A 16132-nucleotide genomic window follows, 5' to 3' on the forward strand; every position below is an offset into this window, starting at 1 on the left:
CGGAGCGATCCGACGCCTTTTCTCATGTTTGAGAGGCCTGTCGGGGTCCGACAAAAGTCCGACACAAATCCGACGTTAATCCGACAGGGCAAACCGGGCCAGATCGCCCCCCTTTTTGCAACTTATTTACAATAATTGCGCAAACATGAAAATTTTCTTTCGCGCAATATTGTTTCTTAACTTCTTTTTCGCTATGCTGCACCGCAACATCACGAAGGAATCGGAGATCATGTTGGACAATCAGCCGCGCGGCACCATCTGCATCGAAGACATCGAGATCGGCATGACGCGCTCCCTGCGCAAAACCATCACCGATCATGACATCGAACTGTTCGGCGAGGTTTCGACCGACCGCAATCCGGTGCATTTCGACGACGCCTATGCCGAGGATACGATTTTCGAGGGACGCATTGCCCATGGCATGCTGACCGCCGGGCTGATCTCTGCCGTGATCGGCGAACAGCTTCCGGGGCATGGCACGATCTACATGGGGCAAACCCTCAAGTTTCTTGCCCCTGTGCGCCCCGGCGACACGGTGCTCGCAGAAGTGACAGTGACCGACATCCAGCACGCGAAACGCCGGGTTGCCCTTGATTGTCGCTGCACCGTGGGCGATACCGTGGTCCTGAAAGGCGAGGCCATGGTGCTTGCGCCCAGCAAAAAGTTCGACTGACGACGCGGGGGCTGCCTCGCGAGGAGCCCCATGCAGATCTACACGCACTGGACCGACATTCCCGACGAGGCCAAAGGCTGTTCCGCGGCCATTGGCAATTTCGACGGCGTCCATCGTGGCCACCGCCATGTGATCGACCTTGCCCGCGCCCATGGCCCGCTGGGCATCGTCACCTTCGAACCGCATCCGCGTGAATTTTTCGCCCCCGGCGCCCCGCCCTTCCGCCTGATGAACGCCGAGTCGAAAGCCAACCGTCTGGCGAAACTCGGTGTCGAACGCCTGTTCCAACTGCCCTTCAACGCCGATCTCGCCGCCAAGACGCCAGAGCAATTCGCCCGCGAGATCCTGGTCGAGGGGCTGGGCCTCAAACATGTGGTGGTCGGCGCGGATTTCTGTTTCGGCGCGAAACGCGCGGGCACGGTCGAAGAGCTGAAATGTTTCGGTGCGCAGATGGGGTTCGAGGTCACCGTGGCCGAGCTTCTGAAAACCGGCAGCGGCGTATCCTCCTCCTCGGCGATCCGCGCCGCGCTGGCCGAAGGCGATCCCCGCCGCGCGCAAGAGATGCTGGGCCACTGGCACCGCATCGAGGGCAAGGTGAACCATGGCGACAAGCGCGGCCGCGACCTCGGCTTTCCAACGGCGAACATGTCGATCGACGGGCTGCACGCGCCGAAATTCGGTGTCTATGCCGTGCTCGTCGATGTGCTCACCGGCCCGCACAAGGGCCATTACCAGGGCGCGGCCTCACTCGGCGTGAAACCGACCTTTGGTGCGAACCTGCCCTGTCTCGAGACCTTCATCTTTGATTTCAAAGGCGATCTTTACGACGAACATCTCTCCATCGCCTTCGTGGATTATCTCCGTCCCGAGCTGGTGTTCACGGGCCTCGATCCCCTGATCGAGCAGATGAACGCCGATTGCGATCAGGCGCGGGAGATCCTCGGGGCCCTGGAATGAGCAAACGCCCCCGGTTCTGGGAAACCGTTCCGCTCGCCAAGATGACCGAAGACGAGTGGGAAGCGCTTTGCGACGGCTGCGGCAAATGTTGCCTCAACAAGATCGAAGACGCGGACACCGGCGAGGTGTTCCTGACCCGCGTCGCCTGTCGCCTTCTGGACGATTATTCCTGCCAATGCGGGCAATACGAAATTCGCAAACGTCTCGTCCCAGAGTGCATTCAACTCACCCCCGAGAACATCGCCGATCACGCCTATTGGATGCCCGCCACCTGTGCCTATCGGCTGTTGTGGCAGGGACGCACCCTGCCCGACTGGCACCCGCTTCTGACCGGCGATCCGGAGAGCGTTCATGCCGCAGGCATTTCCGTCCGCGGCATGACCGTGCCGGAGTTTGAGGTCGACGAGGAGGATTGGGAGGACCATATCATCGAGGAGCCCAACTGATGTTTTTCGGATCTGACAACACCTCCGGCGTGCACCCCAAACTCATGGAAGCGCTTACGAAGGCCAATGACGGCTATGCCGCGCCCTATGCGAATGACCTTTGGACGGCCGAGCTGACCGAGCGGCTGCGCGACATGTTTCAGGCCCCCGATGCGCTGGTCTATCCGATGACCTCCGGCACGGGGACCAACGCCGCGCTTCTGGCCGCAATGACCCCGCCCTGGGGCATCATCTATTGCCACAAGACCGCACATATCGAGGTCGACGAGCGCAATTCCGTGCCGTTCTATTCGGGCGGGGCCAAGCTCAAACTCATGACAGGCGAAGGCAGCCGGATGACCCCGGAGGAGCTGCGCCAAGCGGTGATCAACGACAGCTCCAAGGACGATGTGCACGCCAGCCCGCCCGCCGCCGTCTCGCTGACCAACCTCACCGAGTTTGGCGAGTTCTACCGCCCGGCCGACATCGCGGCCCTTGCAGAGGCCTCCCGCCTGCCGCTGCATTTCGATGGCGCGCGGTTTGCCAATGCCATGGCGGCCAGTGGTGCCACTCCTTGGGAAATGACCCGCGAACTGGCGACACTGTCGCTGGGGGCGACGAAAACCGGGGCGATGGGGGCCGAGGCCGCCGTTTTGTTTGACCCGAGTTACAAAGAGGCGTTCGAGAGCCAGCGCATGCGCGGTGGGCATAACCTGTCGAAAGCGCGCTATGTTTCGGCGCAGATGCTGGCGTGGCTCGAAGATGATCTCTGGCTTGAGCTGGCGACGCAGGCCAATGCTATGGGTGCGCGTCTGGCACAGGGAATTTCGGAAATCGGCGGCGAACTGGCTTACAAGGTCGAGGGCAATCTGGTCTTCGCCCGCCTGCCCCGCAAGATGCATGTGAAAGCCAAGGCCAAGGGGGCGGTCTATAACATGTGGGGACCGGGCACCGCGCTCACCGGCGATCCGAACGCGCCGCTTCTGGCCCGGTTCGTGGCGAGCTGGTCCACGACCGAGGCCGATGTCGATGCGCTTCTGGCTGCGTTGAGCGACTGAATGAGGGCGGGTTTCCCCGCCCCTCTGCGCCCTGCGCCTCAGAGCGTCCCGAGATAGTCGTCCAACATCTCCAAACGATCCTGCCCCCAGAACCGCTCGTCCGTGTCGGTGACGATGAAGAAGGGGGAGCCGAATACCCCCGCCGTCATCGCGTCTTCGAGATTGCGTGGGTAAAGCTCCGCCCCTGTCAGCATACCGGTCATCGACAGCATCGGGTCGAAGCCCGCGTCTTTCAGCGCCGCGGTGATGACCGCATCCTCGGAAATGTCCTTGTCATCGCGCCACATTGCAGCGGACAAGCCGTTCACCAGCTTGCCGAGATCGCCCTCGCTTCCATTGCGCACCGCCTCCTGCGCCGCGATCAGCGCATAGGAGGCCGGGGCCACATTCGTCGGCCAGAAGGGTGGCGTGAGGTTCATCGGCAGACCGGATTTTGCCTTGAAGCGCTTCAGCTCCTGCATCCGGTAGACCTTGCGGCCCTCGGGACGTTCGGAGGGGCGTGGCGCTCCGAGACGATCAAACGCCGTCAGCAGATCGAAGGGCTTGTACGTGACAGTCGCCCCATGTTTTTCCGCGATCTTTTCGAGCCGTCCGTCCGAGAGATAGATCCACGCAGACAAAAATGAAAAATAATAGTCGATATGTGCCATTTGCTCTCTCCCGGCGCCGCATGATGTTTGCAAGAAGCTAGCGGGGTGGTAAGCGGTGTCAACGTTACGATTCCGTGACGGCCAGGCCGAAAATCACCCCGGGAAAGCTGCTATGCCCATGACTCACGAGCCCAAACTCATCGCCGGTAATGCCAACCGCACCCTCGCCAATGCCATCGCGCGCCGCCTCTCCATGCATCGCGGCATGTCGATCGACCTCTGCGACGCGCGTGTCGAGCGGTTCAACGATGGCGAGATCTTCGTCGAGGTCTACGAAAACGTGCGCGGCGAGGACATGTTCGTCGTTCAGCCGACCTCAAACCCGGCGAACGACAATCTCATGGAGCTTCTGATCATCACCGACGCGCTGCGCCGCTCGTCTGCCGGTCGCATCACCGCCGTGGTACCCTATTTCGGCTATGCCCGTCAGGACCGCCGCACCAAGGCGCGCACACCGATCTCCGCGAAACTCGTCGCCAATATGATGGTCGAAGCGGGCATCGAACGCGTTCTCACCCTCGATCTGCACGCGACGCAGATCCAGGGCTTCTTCGACATCCCGGTGGACAACCTCTACGCCTCGCCGGTCTTCGCCCTCGACATCAAGCACAATTTCAAGGACGGCATGGACGACATCATGATCGTCTCCCCGGACGTCGGCGGCGTGGCCCGCGCCCGTGAGCTTGCCAAGCGGATCGACGCGCCGCTGTCCATCGTCGACAAGCGCCGCGAGAAACCCGGTGAGGTCGCCGAGATGACCGTCATCGGCAACGTCGAAGGCAAGAAATGCATCATCGTGGATGACCTTGTCGACACCGCCGGCACGCTCTGCAAGGCCGCCGATCTTCTGATGGACCACGGCGCCGCCGAAGTGCACGCCTATATTTCCCATGGCGTTCTCTCCGGCCCGGCGGTCGAACGCGTGACCAATTCGCGCCTGTCCTCGCTGGTGATCACCGACTCGATCGAGGCCAATGATTCGGTCGCCAAGTGCAAGAACATCCGCGTGGTCCCCACCGCGCCTCTGTTTGCGCAAGCGATCATCAACACCTGGAACGGCACTTCCGTCTCCTCTCTGTTCGAAGACAAGACGCTGATCCCGCTCTACGAAGGCGTGTATCACCCGTAACTCCGGTGTCATGGTCACGAGAAAGGCGCGCAGGACCTCCTGACGCGCCTTTTTTCATGCCGGATCGGTCGATCAGAGGTCCCAGTCGTCCTCATGGCGCACCGCCCCGAAGGCGGTCCAGTCGGCGCGCACACGGGCGATCTTGGTATCCCCCCAGGTGCGAAAGACGATGACGAAACCGTCCTCTGTGACCATCTCGGCGGAGATGTCGACGCGGTGATTGGTCGAATGGTCGATGTCCAGCATCGACAAGCTCACCTGCACCAGGGGCGGGCGCATGAAAGCCTCGTCGAATTCCACGACCCGGCGCAGTTCACGCGGGCCCTTGCCGGTCCACATCGCCCCGCCGTCCTGGAAATCGGAAAAAAGCACAAAGGATCCCTGCGTGATCCCGAGCTGATGGCTGTCAATTCTCAACATCGGTCTTTTTGATCTTGTCCCCCGCGCTCAGACTGCCTCGAAACGCCCAGGAAAGGAAAGAGGGAAAAGTCGCCCCTGCCCTTGCTAAAACTGCGGTTTCCCAGCGTGTTTGGCGCGAATTCTGGCGATGATTGCGGGGCTTTCGATGCGGGACAGCTCTTTTTCCGCCTCATGTGCAAGGTCGATGCCATGGGTCGCACAAAGCGAAGCGAGCGTCACCATGACCCCACCGATTTCCTGTGGCGCATCGCCTTGAGGGCGGGAAAACACATAATCGACCAGTTCGTGGGCAAACGTCCGGCTCGCCCCCAGCGATTGTACCAGTTCCAGCGCTTCTTCCAGAAACCGTCGGTTGCGCTCTGCCGCATCCATCGCGATCTCTTCGCCGAAACAGGTCAGCACCCAGTCATGCACCGCATCTTGAAATTTCTTGTCCATCAAACCATCCCTTCAAACAAAAAGGCCCCGCATCGCGCAGGGCCTTTCCAATTCCGTATCGACATCCAATCAGAGATTGGTGTGGAACCCGAGGTCCTCGGCGATGTGCACGAGATCGGCGAGGAAGGAATGCGTTTCCGCCTGTTCTTCCTGCGTCGCTTTGTTGTGCTCGGCGCGGGCCTGCGTGATCATCTCGTTGACGATCTCCTGGGACATTTCCCCGCGCGGCAAAGCCACCTCGGCCAGCACGGAAATATGTTCGGGAGACAGCTCGGCGAAACCGCCGGTCACGATGAACTCCAGCTCGCCCTCCGGCCCGATCGCGATCAGGCGACCGGGGCGCAGGGTGAGGATGGTGGGCTCATGGCCCGCCATCGCAGTCAGACGACCTTCGGAACCCGGGATCTGGACCTGCTCCACAGTCAGAGACGCTAGTTTGCGCTCGGGAGAGACGAGATCGAATTGGACTGTAGCCATAATCGGCCTCCTTCCGGGTTACTGTTAAGCGGCTTCCGCAGCGAGTTTTTCGGCGCGTTCCAGCACTTCGTTGATGCCGCCAACCATGTAGAAGGCCGCTTCCGGCAGGTGGTCATACTCGCCGGCCACAACCGCCTTGAAGGACGAGATCGTGTCTTCGAGCGGAACCTGCACACCGTCGGAGCCGGTAAACACTTTCGCCACGTCGAACGGCTGGGAAAGGAAACGCTGGATTTTCCGGGCGCGGGCCACGGTCAGCTTGTCCTCTTCCGACAGTTCGTCCATGCCGAGGATGGCGATGATGTCCTGCAGCGACTTGTAGCGCTGGAGGATACCCTGCACGTCACGGGCCACCTGGTAGTGTTCTTCGCCGACGATCTGCGGGTCGAGGATCCGGGACGAGGAGTCCAGCGGGTCCACAGCCGGGTAGATCCCGAGCTCGGAGATCGCACGGTTGAGAACGGTGGTTGCGTCCAAGTGGGCAAAGGTCGTGGCCGGTGCCGGGTCGGTAAGGTCGTCGGCGGGCACGTACACAGCCTGGATCGAGGTGATCGAGCCGTTTTTGGTGGAGGTAATCCGTTCCTGCATCGCACCCATGTCGGTGGCCAGCGTCGGCTGGTAGCCCACAGCGGAGGGGATACGGCCGAGAAGTGCGGACACCTCGGAACCGGCCTGCGTGAAGCGGAAGATGTTGTCCACAAAGAACAGAACGTCGGTGCCGGACTGGTCACGGAACTGCTCAGCCAGCGTCAGACCGGTCAGAGCGACGCGGGCACGGGCCCCCGGAGGCTCGTTCATCTGACCGTAAACCAGAGCCACTTGCGACTCGGAGAGGTTGTCCGGCTTGATCACGTTGGATTCGATCATCTCGTGGTAAAGGTCGTTGCCTTCACGGGTCCGCTCGCCAACACCGGCGAACACGGAGAAGCCCGAGTGCACTTTCGCGATGTTGTTGATCAGTTCCATGATGAGAACGGTTTTGCCCACGCCGGCACCGCCGAAGAGACCGATCTTACCGCCTTTGGAGTAAGGCGCGAGAAGGTCGATCACCTTGATGCCGGTGACGAGGATCTCGGTGTCGGTCGCCTGCTCGGAGAATTCCGGAGCTTCGGCGTGGATCGGACGGCGTTCGGTGGCTTCGACCGGACCTTTTTCATCGACCGGCTCGCCGACGACGTTGAGGATACGACCAAGGGTCGCATTGCCGACCGGAATGGTGATCGGGCCACCGGTGTCGGTCACGAGCTGACCGCGCACGAGACCTTCGGTCGCGTCCATGGCGATGGTACGCACGGTGTTCTCGCCGAGGTGCTGAGCCACTTCGAGGATCAGACGGTTGCCATTGTTGTCGGTCTCAAGCGCGTTGAGAATTTCAGGAAGCGCGTCTTCGAACTGCACGTCGACAACGGCGCCAATCACCTGAGTGATCTTGCCTTTCGATCCAAGTTGAACCATTGTGTGTTCCTTTGTTTCTTTCCAAATTGCCAGCGATAGCTTTGTGGCACCTGTGATTGATTACGGCACGGTCACGCGCCGCACGTGAGACTTGAGAGCTAAGTTATATCATACCAGCCGCCAGGGATTTGCACCTCTCCGGTTGTACAGAACAGCTTACGCCCGGGGTAGATTTTCGAATACTTCCCGAGGAACGCTTTCCTGCATTGCCGAAACGACTTCCCACGTGCGGCATTGCCGTCGTGCCGCAGGTGGAAATCAATCGCATACGCGCTTCCACCGGCAAGCTCCGCCATCGAACAGAGGTCCGCCCCGTAGTAATGGAACCCGGACAGATCGTAGGACGAGAACACCGGGCTCTCGCGCTTCGTGACGATGAAACATTCGTCCAGCGACTCGACGCGCCCCGGCATCTCGCCATGCCGACGGTCCTTGCCGTATTTGTCCGTGATGCGCAGGATCTGGTGACGGGATTGCCCGTTGTCCTGCCGCCACGCACAGCCCGCGACACCTGCGACCAGCCAACGCGGGTCATGCTGTTCCAGCTCTTCGAGCGCCTCGACGAGACGATCGAAACCGTGGTCGATGAGGACGATGTCCTCATGGCAGTAGATGATATACTTGCCACGACATTCGCCATACAGCCGCTTGTGCCAGTTGTAGCCGTCGAACTCGTTGCGCGCCCGGTTGTCGGCAACCAGAAACTCCGAGTTCTCAGTGGTGAACCCAAACTCTGCGAAGGACGTCAGGAGGTTGTCGTACCGCGCCATGTCACGCACCAACGAGCACACGGAGAACGTGTACTCATGGTCCATTTCAGGCTCAAAATATCGCGGTACGACAGACAATCCCTACTCCACCCATCTAGAGCGCTTCAGCGCCCGAAATGATTTCGATCAGCTCGTTGGTGATCACGGCCTGACGCGAACGGTTGTACTCGATCGTCAGCTTGTCGATCATGTCGCCCGCGTTGCGCGTCGCGTTGTCCATGGCGGACATCCGCGCGCCCTGTTCGGAGGCGGCATTCTCGAGCAGAGCCGAGAAGATCTGCGTGGCCACACCGCGCGGCAGGAGGTCGGCAAGGATGCCTTCCTCGGAGGGCTCGTAATCGTAGAGCGCGCTCACCGCACCCTCTTCGACTTCGTAAGCCGCCGGGATGATTTGCTGGGCGGTCGGAACCTGCGTCACGACGTTCTCGAACTTCGCGTAGAAGATCGTCGCCACGTCGAACTCGCCCGCGTCGAATTTCGCCAGAAGATCCTTTGCGATCTCCTGTGCGTTGACGTAGCCGACTTTCTTGACCTCGGTGAGGTCCACGTGACCGACGAACAGGTCCGCATAATCCCGCTTGAGCTGCTCACGGCCTTTCTTGCCGACGGTGAGAATTTTCACCGTCTTGCCAGCCGCCAGAAGCTCTTTGATGCGGGTGCGCGCCAGCTTCACGATATTCGTGTTGAAGCCGCCGCACAGACCCTTCTCGGACGTCATGACGACGAGCATCTGCACATCGTCCTTGCCGGTCCCGGCGAGAAGCCGGGGCGCGGTATCGGAGCCACCGACCGATGCCGACAGCGCACCCAGCACAGCGTTGAACCGCTCTGCATAGGGGCGCGAGGCCTCGGCCGCATCCTGTGCCCGCCGCAGTTTCGCAGCGGCCACCATCTGCATGGCCTTGGTGATCTTGCGGGTCGATTTGACCGACGAGATCCTGTTTTTGAGATCCTTGAGGCTGGGCATCTAAGCGTCCTTCAGGATTAAGCGTAGGTTTTGGCGAATTCGTCCAGAACCGCTTTGAGTTTGTCGGCCGGCTCGCCTTTGATCTTCGGATCCTCAACGGTGATCCAGTCGAGCACGTCTTTCTTCTGGTTGCGCAGGAACTCGAGAAGTTTGGCTTCGTATTTGCCAACTTCGGAGACCGGGATGCTGTCCAGGTAGCCGTTGGTGCCCGCGAAGATGACGCAGACGATTTCGGCGTTGGTCAGCGGCGCGTATTGTGGCTGTTTCATCAGCTCGGTCAGACGCGCACCACGGTTCAGAAGTTTCTGAGTTGCGGCGTCCAGATCGGAGCCGAACTGAGCGAAGGCGGCCATCTCGCGGTACTGAGCGAGCGACAGTTTCACCGGGCCAGCCACGGAGGACATGGCTTTGGTCTGAGCCGAGGAGCCCACGCGGGACACGGACAGACCGGTGTTCACAGCCGGGCGGATACCCTGGTAGAACAGTTCGGTTTCGAGGAAGATCTGACCGTCGGTGATGGAGATCACGTTGGTCGGAATGAACGCGGACACGTCACCGCCCTGGGTTTCGATGATCGGCAGAGCCGTCAGCGAGCCAGCGCCGAAATCTTCGTTCAGCTTCGCGGAACGTTCCAGCAGGCGCGAGTGGAGGTAGAACACGTCACCCGGGTAAGCTTCACGCCCCGGCGGACGGCGAAGCAGCAGGGACATCTGACGGTAGGACACGGCTTGTTTCGACAGGTCATCGTAGATGATCAGGGCGTGACGGCCATTGTCGCGGAAGTACTCGGCCATCGCGGTCGCGGTGTAGGGCGCGAGGTACTGCATCGGCGCCGGGTCGGACGCGGTGGCAGCCACGATGGTGGTGTATTCGATCGCACCGGTTTCCTCGAGCTTCTTGACGAGCTGAGCCACGGTGGAACGCTTCTGACCGACAGCGACGTAGATGCAGTAGAGTTTCTTGCTCTCGTCGTCGCCAGCCGCCTCGTTGTAGGACTTCTGGTTCAGGATCGCGTCGAGCGCCACGGCGGTTTTACCGGTCTGACGGTCACCGATGATCAGCTCACGCTGGCCACGGCCGATCGGGATCATGGCGTCGACGGATTTGAGGCCGGTGGCCATCGGTTCGTGCACGGATTTACGCGGGATGATGCCCGGCGCCTTGACGTCGGCGATGCGACGCTCGGAAGCGGCGATGGCGCCTTTGCCGTCGATCGGGTTGCCGAGACCGTCGACCACGCGGCCGAGAAGCGCGTCGCCGGCGGGCACGTCCACGATGGACTTGGTGCGCTTGACGGTGTCGCCTTCCTTGATGTCACGGTCGGAGCCGAAGATCACGACACCGACGTTGTCGGCCTCGAGGTTGAGCGCCATGCCCATGATCCCGCCCGGGAACTCGACCATTTCACCGGCCTGGACGTTGTCGAGGCCGTACACACGTGCGATCCCGTCACCGACGGAGAGCACGCGGCCCACTTCAGCGACTTCGGCCTCCTGGCCGAAGTTTTTAATCTGCTCCTTAAGGATCGCAGAAATTTCAGCTGCCTGGATTCCCATTATCCGACCTCTTTCATTGCATTCTGGAGGGAGTTGAGCTTGGAGGCGATCGAGGTGTCGATCATCTTCGAGCCCACCTTAACGACAAGACCGCCGATGATGGCTTCATCCACGGTCGCATTGATGTTCACGGTCTTGCCAAATTTCTCGGAGAGGGTCTTGGCAAGTTTGGTGGTCTGCGTCTTGGTCAACGCCTTGGCGGAAGTCACCTCGGCGGTCACTTCGCCGCGCGCCTCGGCCAGCAGATCGCCAAGCTTGGCGACGAGCTGCGGCAGGACGAACAGACGGCGGTTTTGCGCCATCAGCCCGAGCGTGCCGGTGACGATGCCGGAGAGACCGGCCTTTGCGGCAATCGCCTTGATCGCGGTTTCAAGCTCTTCGCGGGTATAGACCGGCGAAGTGATCAAAGCCTTGAGATCGTCGCTCTCGGCGAGCGCGGAAGACAGCGTCGCCACGTCCCCCTCGAGCGCCGCGATGGCATTGCTTTCCTTGGCCAGTTCAAAAACGGCCGTTGCGTAACGGACGGCGATGCCGCCGGAGATCGAAGCTGGTTCGGACACGTCCACCCTTCCGATGTCTTAGGGCCCGTCCCCGGTCGCCCCTTGCGGGATCTCGTGTCGGGAATGAGCAGCTTGATTGACCCGCGCAGCACACGCAGGCAACAAAATCAGCGTGGATGTAGCAGAGCCCAGACCATGCCGCAACCTTGTTACGACAGTTTAGCGCCAACACTGGCAAACTTGCTTTGTTTGGATTTCAGCGGCTTAGGCGGAAACCACCGCCGGGGCGCAAAAAAATTTCACACAGGATGCGGAAGGCCTTCACGGATTCGTGCGATTCCCCTCTCCGCGCCCCATTTTCGCCGCCTTGGGACGGTTGCCCGACAGCCTCGAAAATCCGTAACGGACGGGCGGAATTCACGGCAATATGGTGCCGTTTCCGTTCTTTGCTGCGGGCGTCACACCGGCTTCGCCTCAGGCACAGGGCGGAGCCCTTCGAGCACCCCTGCCTTGCGCCGCACCGCCTCGGGCGTGCCCGACCCGGTCTGGGCGTAAACCTGTTTCGAGGCTTCGACCACAAGAACCCCACCGGCAAGCGCCGTCGGCATCTGCCGACCGATCCGCTCCCAAAGGGGCCCCCAGCGTTTCCAGAACCGTTTGTGCGACGGCGGCTGGAACAGCACAGCCGCATGGCGTTCCGGCACGAACCGCGCGCGCCGGAGCTGAATTTCGAGCTGTCCCATGCTGTAGGGCCGCCCATAACCGAATGGCGTACTGTCAGACCGCGACCAGAGCCCGCCCCGGTTCGGCACCACGAAGAGCACCTTGCCCCCCGGCCCCAGCACCCGCCAGCATTCCTCAAGCAGAGCATCCGGTGCATCCGACATCTCAAGCCCGTGCATCACCACGAGCTTGTCCACGAACCCGGTCTGGATCGGCCAGCGCGTCTCAGGACACAGCGCCGAAACATTCGGCAGGCCCGCAGGCCAGTGCATCACGCCCTGCTGATCCGGCATCAGCCCCACGACGCGGCGGGCATCGTCGAGAAACGGGCGCAACAGCGGCACGGCAAAGCCAAACCCCGCCACGGTCTGGCGTTCGGCATTGGGCCAGAACTCCACGACCTGATCGCGGATCGCCCGCTGCGCGGCGCGGCCGAGCCCGGTGCGGTAATAGAAATTTCTCAGCTCAACGACGTCGAGATGCATTGCATTCCCTTGGACTTCCCAGAATGCTGGGCTTCACGGTTACCATAACCGCAAGACACCGGAGAATGCCATGCCAGAGATTACGCCGAAATCCGCCCTCGAGATCGTCACCGTCGCGGCCCTCTCCGACAATTACGATTTCCTCGTCCACGATCCGGTGAGCGGGCGCACGGCGCTGGTCGATGCCGCCGATCCCGCCCCGATTCTCGATGCCTTGTCCGAGCGCGGCTGGACCCTCGACGAGATCTGGCTCACCCATCACCATTGGGACCACATAGATGGCGCCGCGGGCGTGTTCGAGGCCACGGGGGCCACCCTCACCGGTGCGAAAGCCGATCAGCATCGCCTGCCGCCGCTCACCCGTGTGATCGAGCCGGGGCAGAGTTTTGACTTCGCGGGGCATGAGGTCCAGATCCTGGGCGCGGATGGTCACACCGTCGGCCATATCGCCTATTACATCCCCGACGCGAAGGCGCTGTTCTCCGCCGACAGTCTGATGGCTCTGGGCTGTGGCCGATTGTTCGAGGGCACGCCGGAGCAGATGTGGGGGACGCTCTCGCGCTTCGCCGCCCTGCCCGGGGACACCATGGTCTACTCGGGTCATGAATATACCGCCTCGAACGCCCGCTTCGCGCGCACCGTCGAGCCCGACAACACCGCGCTGCAAAATCGTGCCAAAGCCATCGAAGAGGCACGCGCCAAAGGCGAGGCCACCGTACCCTCCGCGCTGTCTCTGGAGCTGGCGACCAATCCGTTCCTGCGCGCACATCTCCCCCAGGTGAAACAGGCGCTCGGCATGACGGAGGCCCCGGATGTTGCGGCCTTCGCCGAAATCCGGGCGCGCAAGGACCGGTTCTGACACCCGGTCTGCCCCTTGTTTTCCTGTCAAGTCATCATAGATGATTGTGAACGAATGAGGGGAACATTCGGCCCAAACCGCACAAAACTTGGCGCCTCCGAAAAATTTACCGGCGTTAACCACTTTTTTCCTTGAAGCTCGGACGTATCAATCGAACTTTAAGAGTATGAGGCCACGGTAGGGTGCGGGGCCAGTCCCCCTCCAGACCCCGAATGCGAAGGAGCACAGAACGACGTGCCGTCATTTTCGAACACCCTTGAGCAAGCCATCCACGCAGCTCTGGCGCTGGCCAATGCCCGCCGCCACGAACTCGCCACCCTGGAACACCTACTGCTGGCGCTGATCGACGAACCCGACGCGGCCCGCGTCATGCAGGCCTGCAACGTCGATCTCGAGGAGCTTCGGAAAACCCTTCTGGATTATATCGAGGACGATCTTTCGACGCTCGTCACCGATGTCGAAGGGTCCGAAGCGGTCCCGACCGCCTCTTTCCAGCGTGTGATCCAGCGTGCCGCGATCCATGTTCAATCCTCCGGTCGCACCGAAGTGACCGGGGCAAACGTGCTCGTCGCGATCTTTGCCGAACGCGAATCCAACGCCGCCTATTTCCTGCAAGAACAGGACATGACGCGCTATGACGCGGTGAATTTCATCGCCCATGGTGTGGCCAAAGACCCGGCTTTTGGCGAACAGCGCCCGATCACCGGCGCCGACCAGAACGAGGAAGAGGCCCAGACGCAACAGGCCCAGCCCGCGGGCGAGGACAAGGAATCGGCGCTGGCGAAATACTGTGTCGACCTGAACAAGAAAGCGATGAAAGGCGATGTCGATCCGCTGATCGGTCGCGCCGAAGAAGTCGAACGCTGCATTCAGGTGCTCTGCCGTCGCCGTAAGAACAACCCGCTTCTGGTGGGCGATCCGGGCGTGGGCAAAACCGCCATTGCCGAAGGTCTCGCCAAGAAAATCGTCGATGGCGAAACCCCGGAGGTTCTGGCCCATTCCACGATCTACTCGCTCGACATGGGCGCGCTTCTGGCCGGGACCCGGTATCGCGGCGATTTCGAAGAACGCCTGAAAGCCGTGGTCAAGGAGCTCGAAGATCATCCGGACGCGATTCTCTTCATCGACGAGATTCACACCGTGATCGGCGCCGGCGCCACATCCGGCGGCGCGATGGATGCGTCCAACCTGCTGAAACCGGCTTTGCAAGGCGGCAAACTGCGCTGCATGGGCTCGACGACCTACAAGGAGTTCCGCCAGCATTTCGAGAAGGACCGCGCCCTGTCCCGTCGGTTCCAGAAAATCGACGTCAACGAGCCGTCTGTGGACGATGCCGTAAAAATCCTTCAGGGTCTCAAGCCCTATTTCGAGGAGCATCACGACATCCGCTACACCCATGATGCGATCAAGACCGCCGTGGAACTGTCCGCGCGCTACATCCACGACCGCAAACTGCCCGACAAGGCGATCGACGTGATCGACGAGGCCGGGGCCGCGCAACATCTCGTGGCCGAAAGCAAACGCCGCAAAACGATCTCCCCGAAAGAGATCGAAGCGGTGGTGGCCAAGATCGCCCGCATCCCGCCGAAGAACGTCTCCAAAGACGACGCCGAGGTGCTCAAGGATCTCGAAGCGACGCTCAAACGTGTGGTCTTCGGTCAGGACAAGGCCATCGAAACCCTGGCCTCCGCGATCAAACTGGCCCGCGCCGGTCTGCGCGAGCCGGAGAAACCGATCGGCAACTATCTCTTCGCGGGTCCGACCGGCGTGGGGAAAACCGAAGTCGCAAAACAGCTCGCCGACACTCTGGGCGTGGAGCTTCTGCGCTTCGACATGTCGGAATACATGGAGAAACATGCCGTCTCCCGTCTGATCGGCGCGCCTCCGGGCTATGTCGGTTTCGATCAGGGCGGTCTTTTGACCGACAGCGTGGACCAGCACCCGCATTGCGTGCTCCTGCTCGACGAAATCGAAAAGGCGCACCCGGATGTCTACAACATCCTGTTGCAGGTAATGGACAACGGCAAACTGACCGATCACAACGGCCGCACCGTCGATTTCCGCAACGTGATCCTGATCATGACCTCCAACGCCGGTGCGACCGAGCAGGCGAAAGAGGCCATCGGTTTCGGCCGCGACCGCCGCGAGGGCGAAGATACGGCCGCTATCGAGCGGACCTTCACCCCGGAGTTCCGCAACCGTCTGGACGCGGTGGTCTCCTTCGGTCCGCTGCCGAAAGAGGTCATCCTGCAGGTCGTCGAGAAATTCGTGCTGCAACTCGAGGCCCAGCTCATGGACCGCAACGTGCACATCGAACTGACCCGCCCGGCCGCCGAATGGCTCGCCGACAAAGGCTATGACGACAAGATGGGCGCACGTCCGCTGGGCCGCGTCATCCAAGAATATATCAAGAAACCGTTGGCCGAAGAACTTCTGTTCGGCAAGCTCGCGAAGGGTGGCGTGGTCAAGATCGGCGTCAAGGATGGCAACATTGACCTGATCATCGAGGAACCCGGCGCCCCGCGCATCGGGCGTTCGAAGAAACCGCCTCTGCTCACCGCGGAATAAGCCTTTGAAAAGCCCCGTCCCT

The 16132-nt window shown here is 61.2% G+C and carries 17 protein-coding genes; 7 read left to right on the forward strand and 10 right to left on the reverse strand.

Going from position 1 to position 16132, the window contains the following annotated elements; genetic code table 11:
- Positions 1–229: 229 nt before the first annotated feature.
- Genes CEW89_RS09205 through CEW89_RS09220 form a run of 4 tightly spaced genes read left to right on the forward strand, consistent with a single transcriptional unit; the run spans position 230 to position 3113 of the window.
- A complete protein-coding gene (locus CEW89_RS09205; protein ID WP_066705277.1) occupies positions 230–673 on the forward strand; it encodes a MaoC family dehydratase in 444 nt (147 codons plus the stop codon).
- Between the two features lie 30 nt (positions 674–703).
- Positions 704–1630 carry a bifunctional riboflavin kinase/FAD synthetase gene (locus tag CEW89_RS09210; protein ID WP_096805699.1) on the forward strand — a complete coding sequence of 309 codons (927 nt, stop codon included), beginning with the start codon at positions 704–706 and terminating at the stop codon, positions 1628–1630.
- The gene (locus tag CEW89_RS09215; RefSeq protein WP_066705131.1) at positions 1627–2076 is read left to right on the forward strand and encodes a YcgN family cysteine cluster protein; all 450 of its coding nucleotides are present in this window, start codon (positions 1627–1629) and stop codon (positions 2074–2076) included. Before CEW89_RS09210 ends, CEW89_RS09215 begins: the two co-directional genes overlap by 4 nt.
- Positions 2076–3113, forward strand: coding sequence for a threonine aldolase family protein (locus CEW89_RS09220; protein ID WP_096805700.1), 1038 nt, complete (start codon positions 2076–2078; stop codon positions 3111–3113). The genes CEW89_RS09215 and CEW89_RS09220 overlap by 1 nt, the downstream gene beginning before the upstream one ends.
- Before the next feature lie 38 nt (positions 3114–3151).
- Here CEW89_RS09220 and CEW89_RS09225 read toward each other — a convergent pair whose 3' ends face one another.
- Positions 3152–3763 (reverse strand): 2-hydroxychromene-2-carboxylate isomerase, encoded by a 612-nt coding sequence (locus CEW89_RS09225; protein WP_066705135.1) that lies wholly within the window; start codon positions 3761–3763, stop codon positions 3152–3154.
- A 112-nt stretch (positions 3764–3875) separates the two neighbouring features.
- Here CEW89_RS09225 and CEW89_RS09230 point away from each other — a divergent pair, with 112 nt between their 5' ends.
- Complete coding sequence (locus CEW89_RS09230) at positions 3876–4892, forward strand: ribose-phosphate pyrophosphokinase (RefSeq protein WP_066705137.1); 1017 nt, start codon at positions 3876–3878, stop codon at positions 4890–4892.
- A gap of 72 nt (positions 4893–4964) precedes the next feature.
- Here CEW89_RS09230 and CEW89_RS09235 read toward each other — a convergent pair whose 3' ends face one another.
- The 9 genes from CEW89_RS09235 to CEW89_RS09275 all read right to left on the reverse strand — a co-directional run bounded on the left by CEW89_RS09235 (position 4965) and on the right by CEW89_RS09275 (position 12683).
- Positions 4965–5312, reverse strand: a complete 348-nt coding sequence (locus CEW89_RS09235) for an H-type lectin domain-containing protein (RefSeq protein WP_066705139.1) — start codon at positions 5310–5312, stop codon at positions 4965–4967.
- Between the two features lie 84 nt (positions 5313–5396).
- Positions 5397–5750, reverse strand: a complete 354-nt coding sequence (locus CEW89_RS09240) for a hypothetical protein (protein ID WP_066705140.1) — start codon at positions 5748–5750, stop codon at positions 5397–5399.
- A 69-nt stretch (positions 5751–5819) separates the two neighbouring features.
- The gene (atpC, locus tag CEW89_RS09245) at positions 5820–6227 is read right to left on the reverse strand and encodes an ATP synthase F1 subunit epsilon (protein WP_066705142.1); all 408 of its coding nucleotides are present in this window, start codon (positions 6225–6227) and stop codon (positions 5820–5822) included.
- Between the two features lie 24 nt (positions 6228–6251).
- Positions 6252–7682, reverse strand: a complete 1431-nt coding sequence (atpD, locus tag CEW89_RS09250) for a F0F1 ATP synthase subunit beta (protein WP_096805702.1) — start codon at positions 7680–7682, stop codon at positions 6252–6254.
- Between the two features lie 98 nt (positions 7683–7780).
- Complete coding sequence (locus CEW89_RS09255) at positions 7781–8497, reverse strand: hypothetical protein (RefSeq protein WP_066705147.1); 717 nt, start codon at positions 8495–8497, stop codon at positions 7781–7783.
- Between the two features lie 49 nt (positions 8498–8546).
- Complete coding sequence (locus tag CEW89_RS09260) at positions 8547–9419, reverse strand: F0F1 ATP synthase subunit gamma (protein WP_066705149.1); 873 nt, start codon at positions 9417–9419, stop codon at positions 8547–8549.
- A gap of 17 nt (positions 9420–9436) precedes the next feature.
- Positions 9437–10975 (reverse strand): F0F1 ATP synthase subunit alpha, encoded by a 1539-nt coding sequence (gene atpA, locus CEW89_RS09265; protein WP_066705151.1) that lies wholly within the window; start codon positions 10973–10975, stop codon positions 9437–9439.
- Positions 10975–11535, reverse strand: a complete 561-nt coding sequence (locus tag CEW89_RS09270) for a F0F1 ATP synthase subunit delta (protein WP_096805703.1) — start codon at positions 11533–11535, stop codon at positions 10975–10977. Before CEW89_RS09270 ends, atpA begins: the two co-directional genes overlap by 1 nt.
- 398 nt (positions 11536–11933) lie before the next feature.
- Positions 11934–12683: a class I SAM-dependent methyltransferase gene (locus tag CEW89_RS09275; RefSeq protein ID WP_066705155.1), complete on the reverse strand. Its 750-nt coding sequence runs from the start codon at positions 12681–12683 to the stop codon at positions 11934–11936.
- A 70-nt stretch (positions 12684–12753) separates the two neighbouring features.
- Here CEW89_RS09275 and gloB point away from each other — a divergent pair, with 70 nt between their 5' ends.
- Both gloB and clpA read left to right on the forward strand, forming a co-directional pair.
- Positions 12754–13542, forward strand: a complete 789-nt coding sequence (gene gloB, locus CEW89_RS09280) for a hydroxyacylglutathione hydrolase (protein WP_096805704.1) — start codon at positions 12754–12756, stop codon at positions 13540–13542.
- Between the two features lie 234 nt (positions 13543–13776).
- Positions 13777–16110, forward strand: coding sequence for an ATP-dependent Clp protease ATP-binding subunit ClpA (clpA, locus tag CEW89_RS09285; RefSeq protein ID WP_096805705.1), 2334 nt, complete (start codon positions 13777–13779; stop codon positions 16108–16110).
- Positions 16111–16132: the final 22 nt, after the last annotated feature.

Origin of the sequence: Celeribacter ethanolicus (assembly GCF_002407265.1) — a bacterium.
GTDB lineage: Bacteria > Pseudomonadota > Alphaproteobacteria > Rhodobacterales > Rhodobacteraceae > Celeribacter > Celeribacter ethanolicus.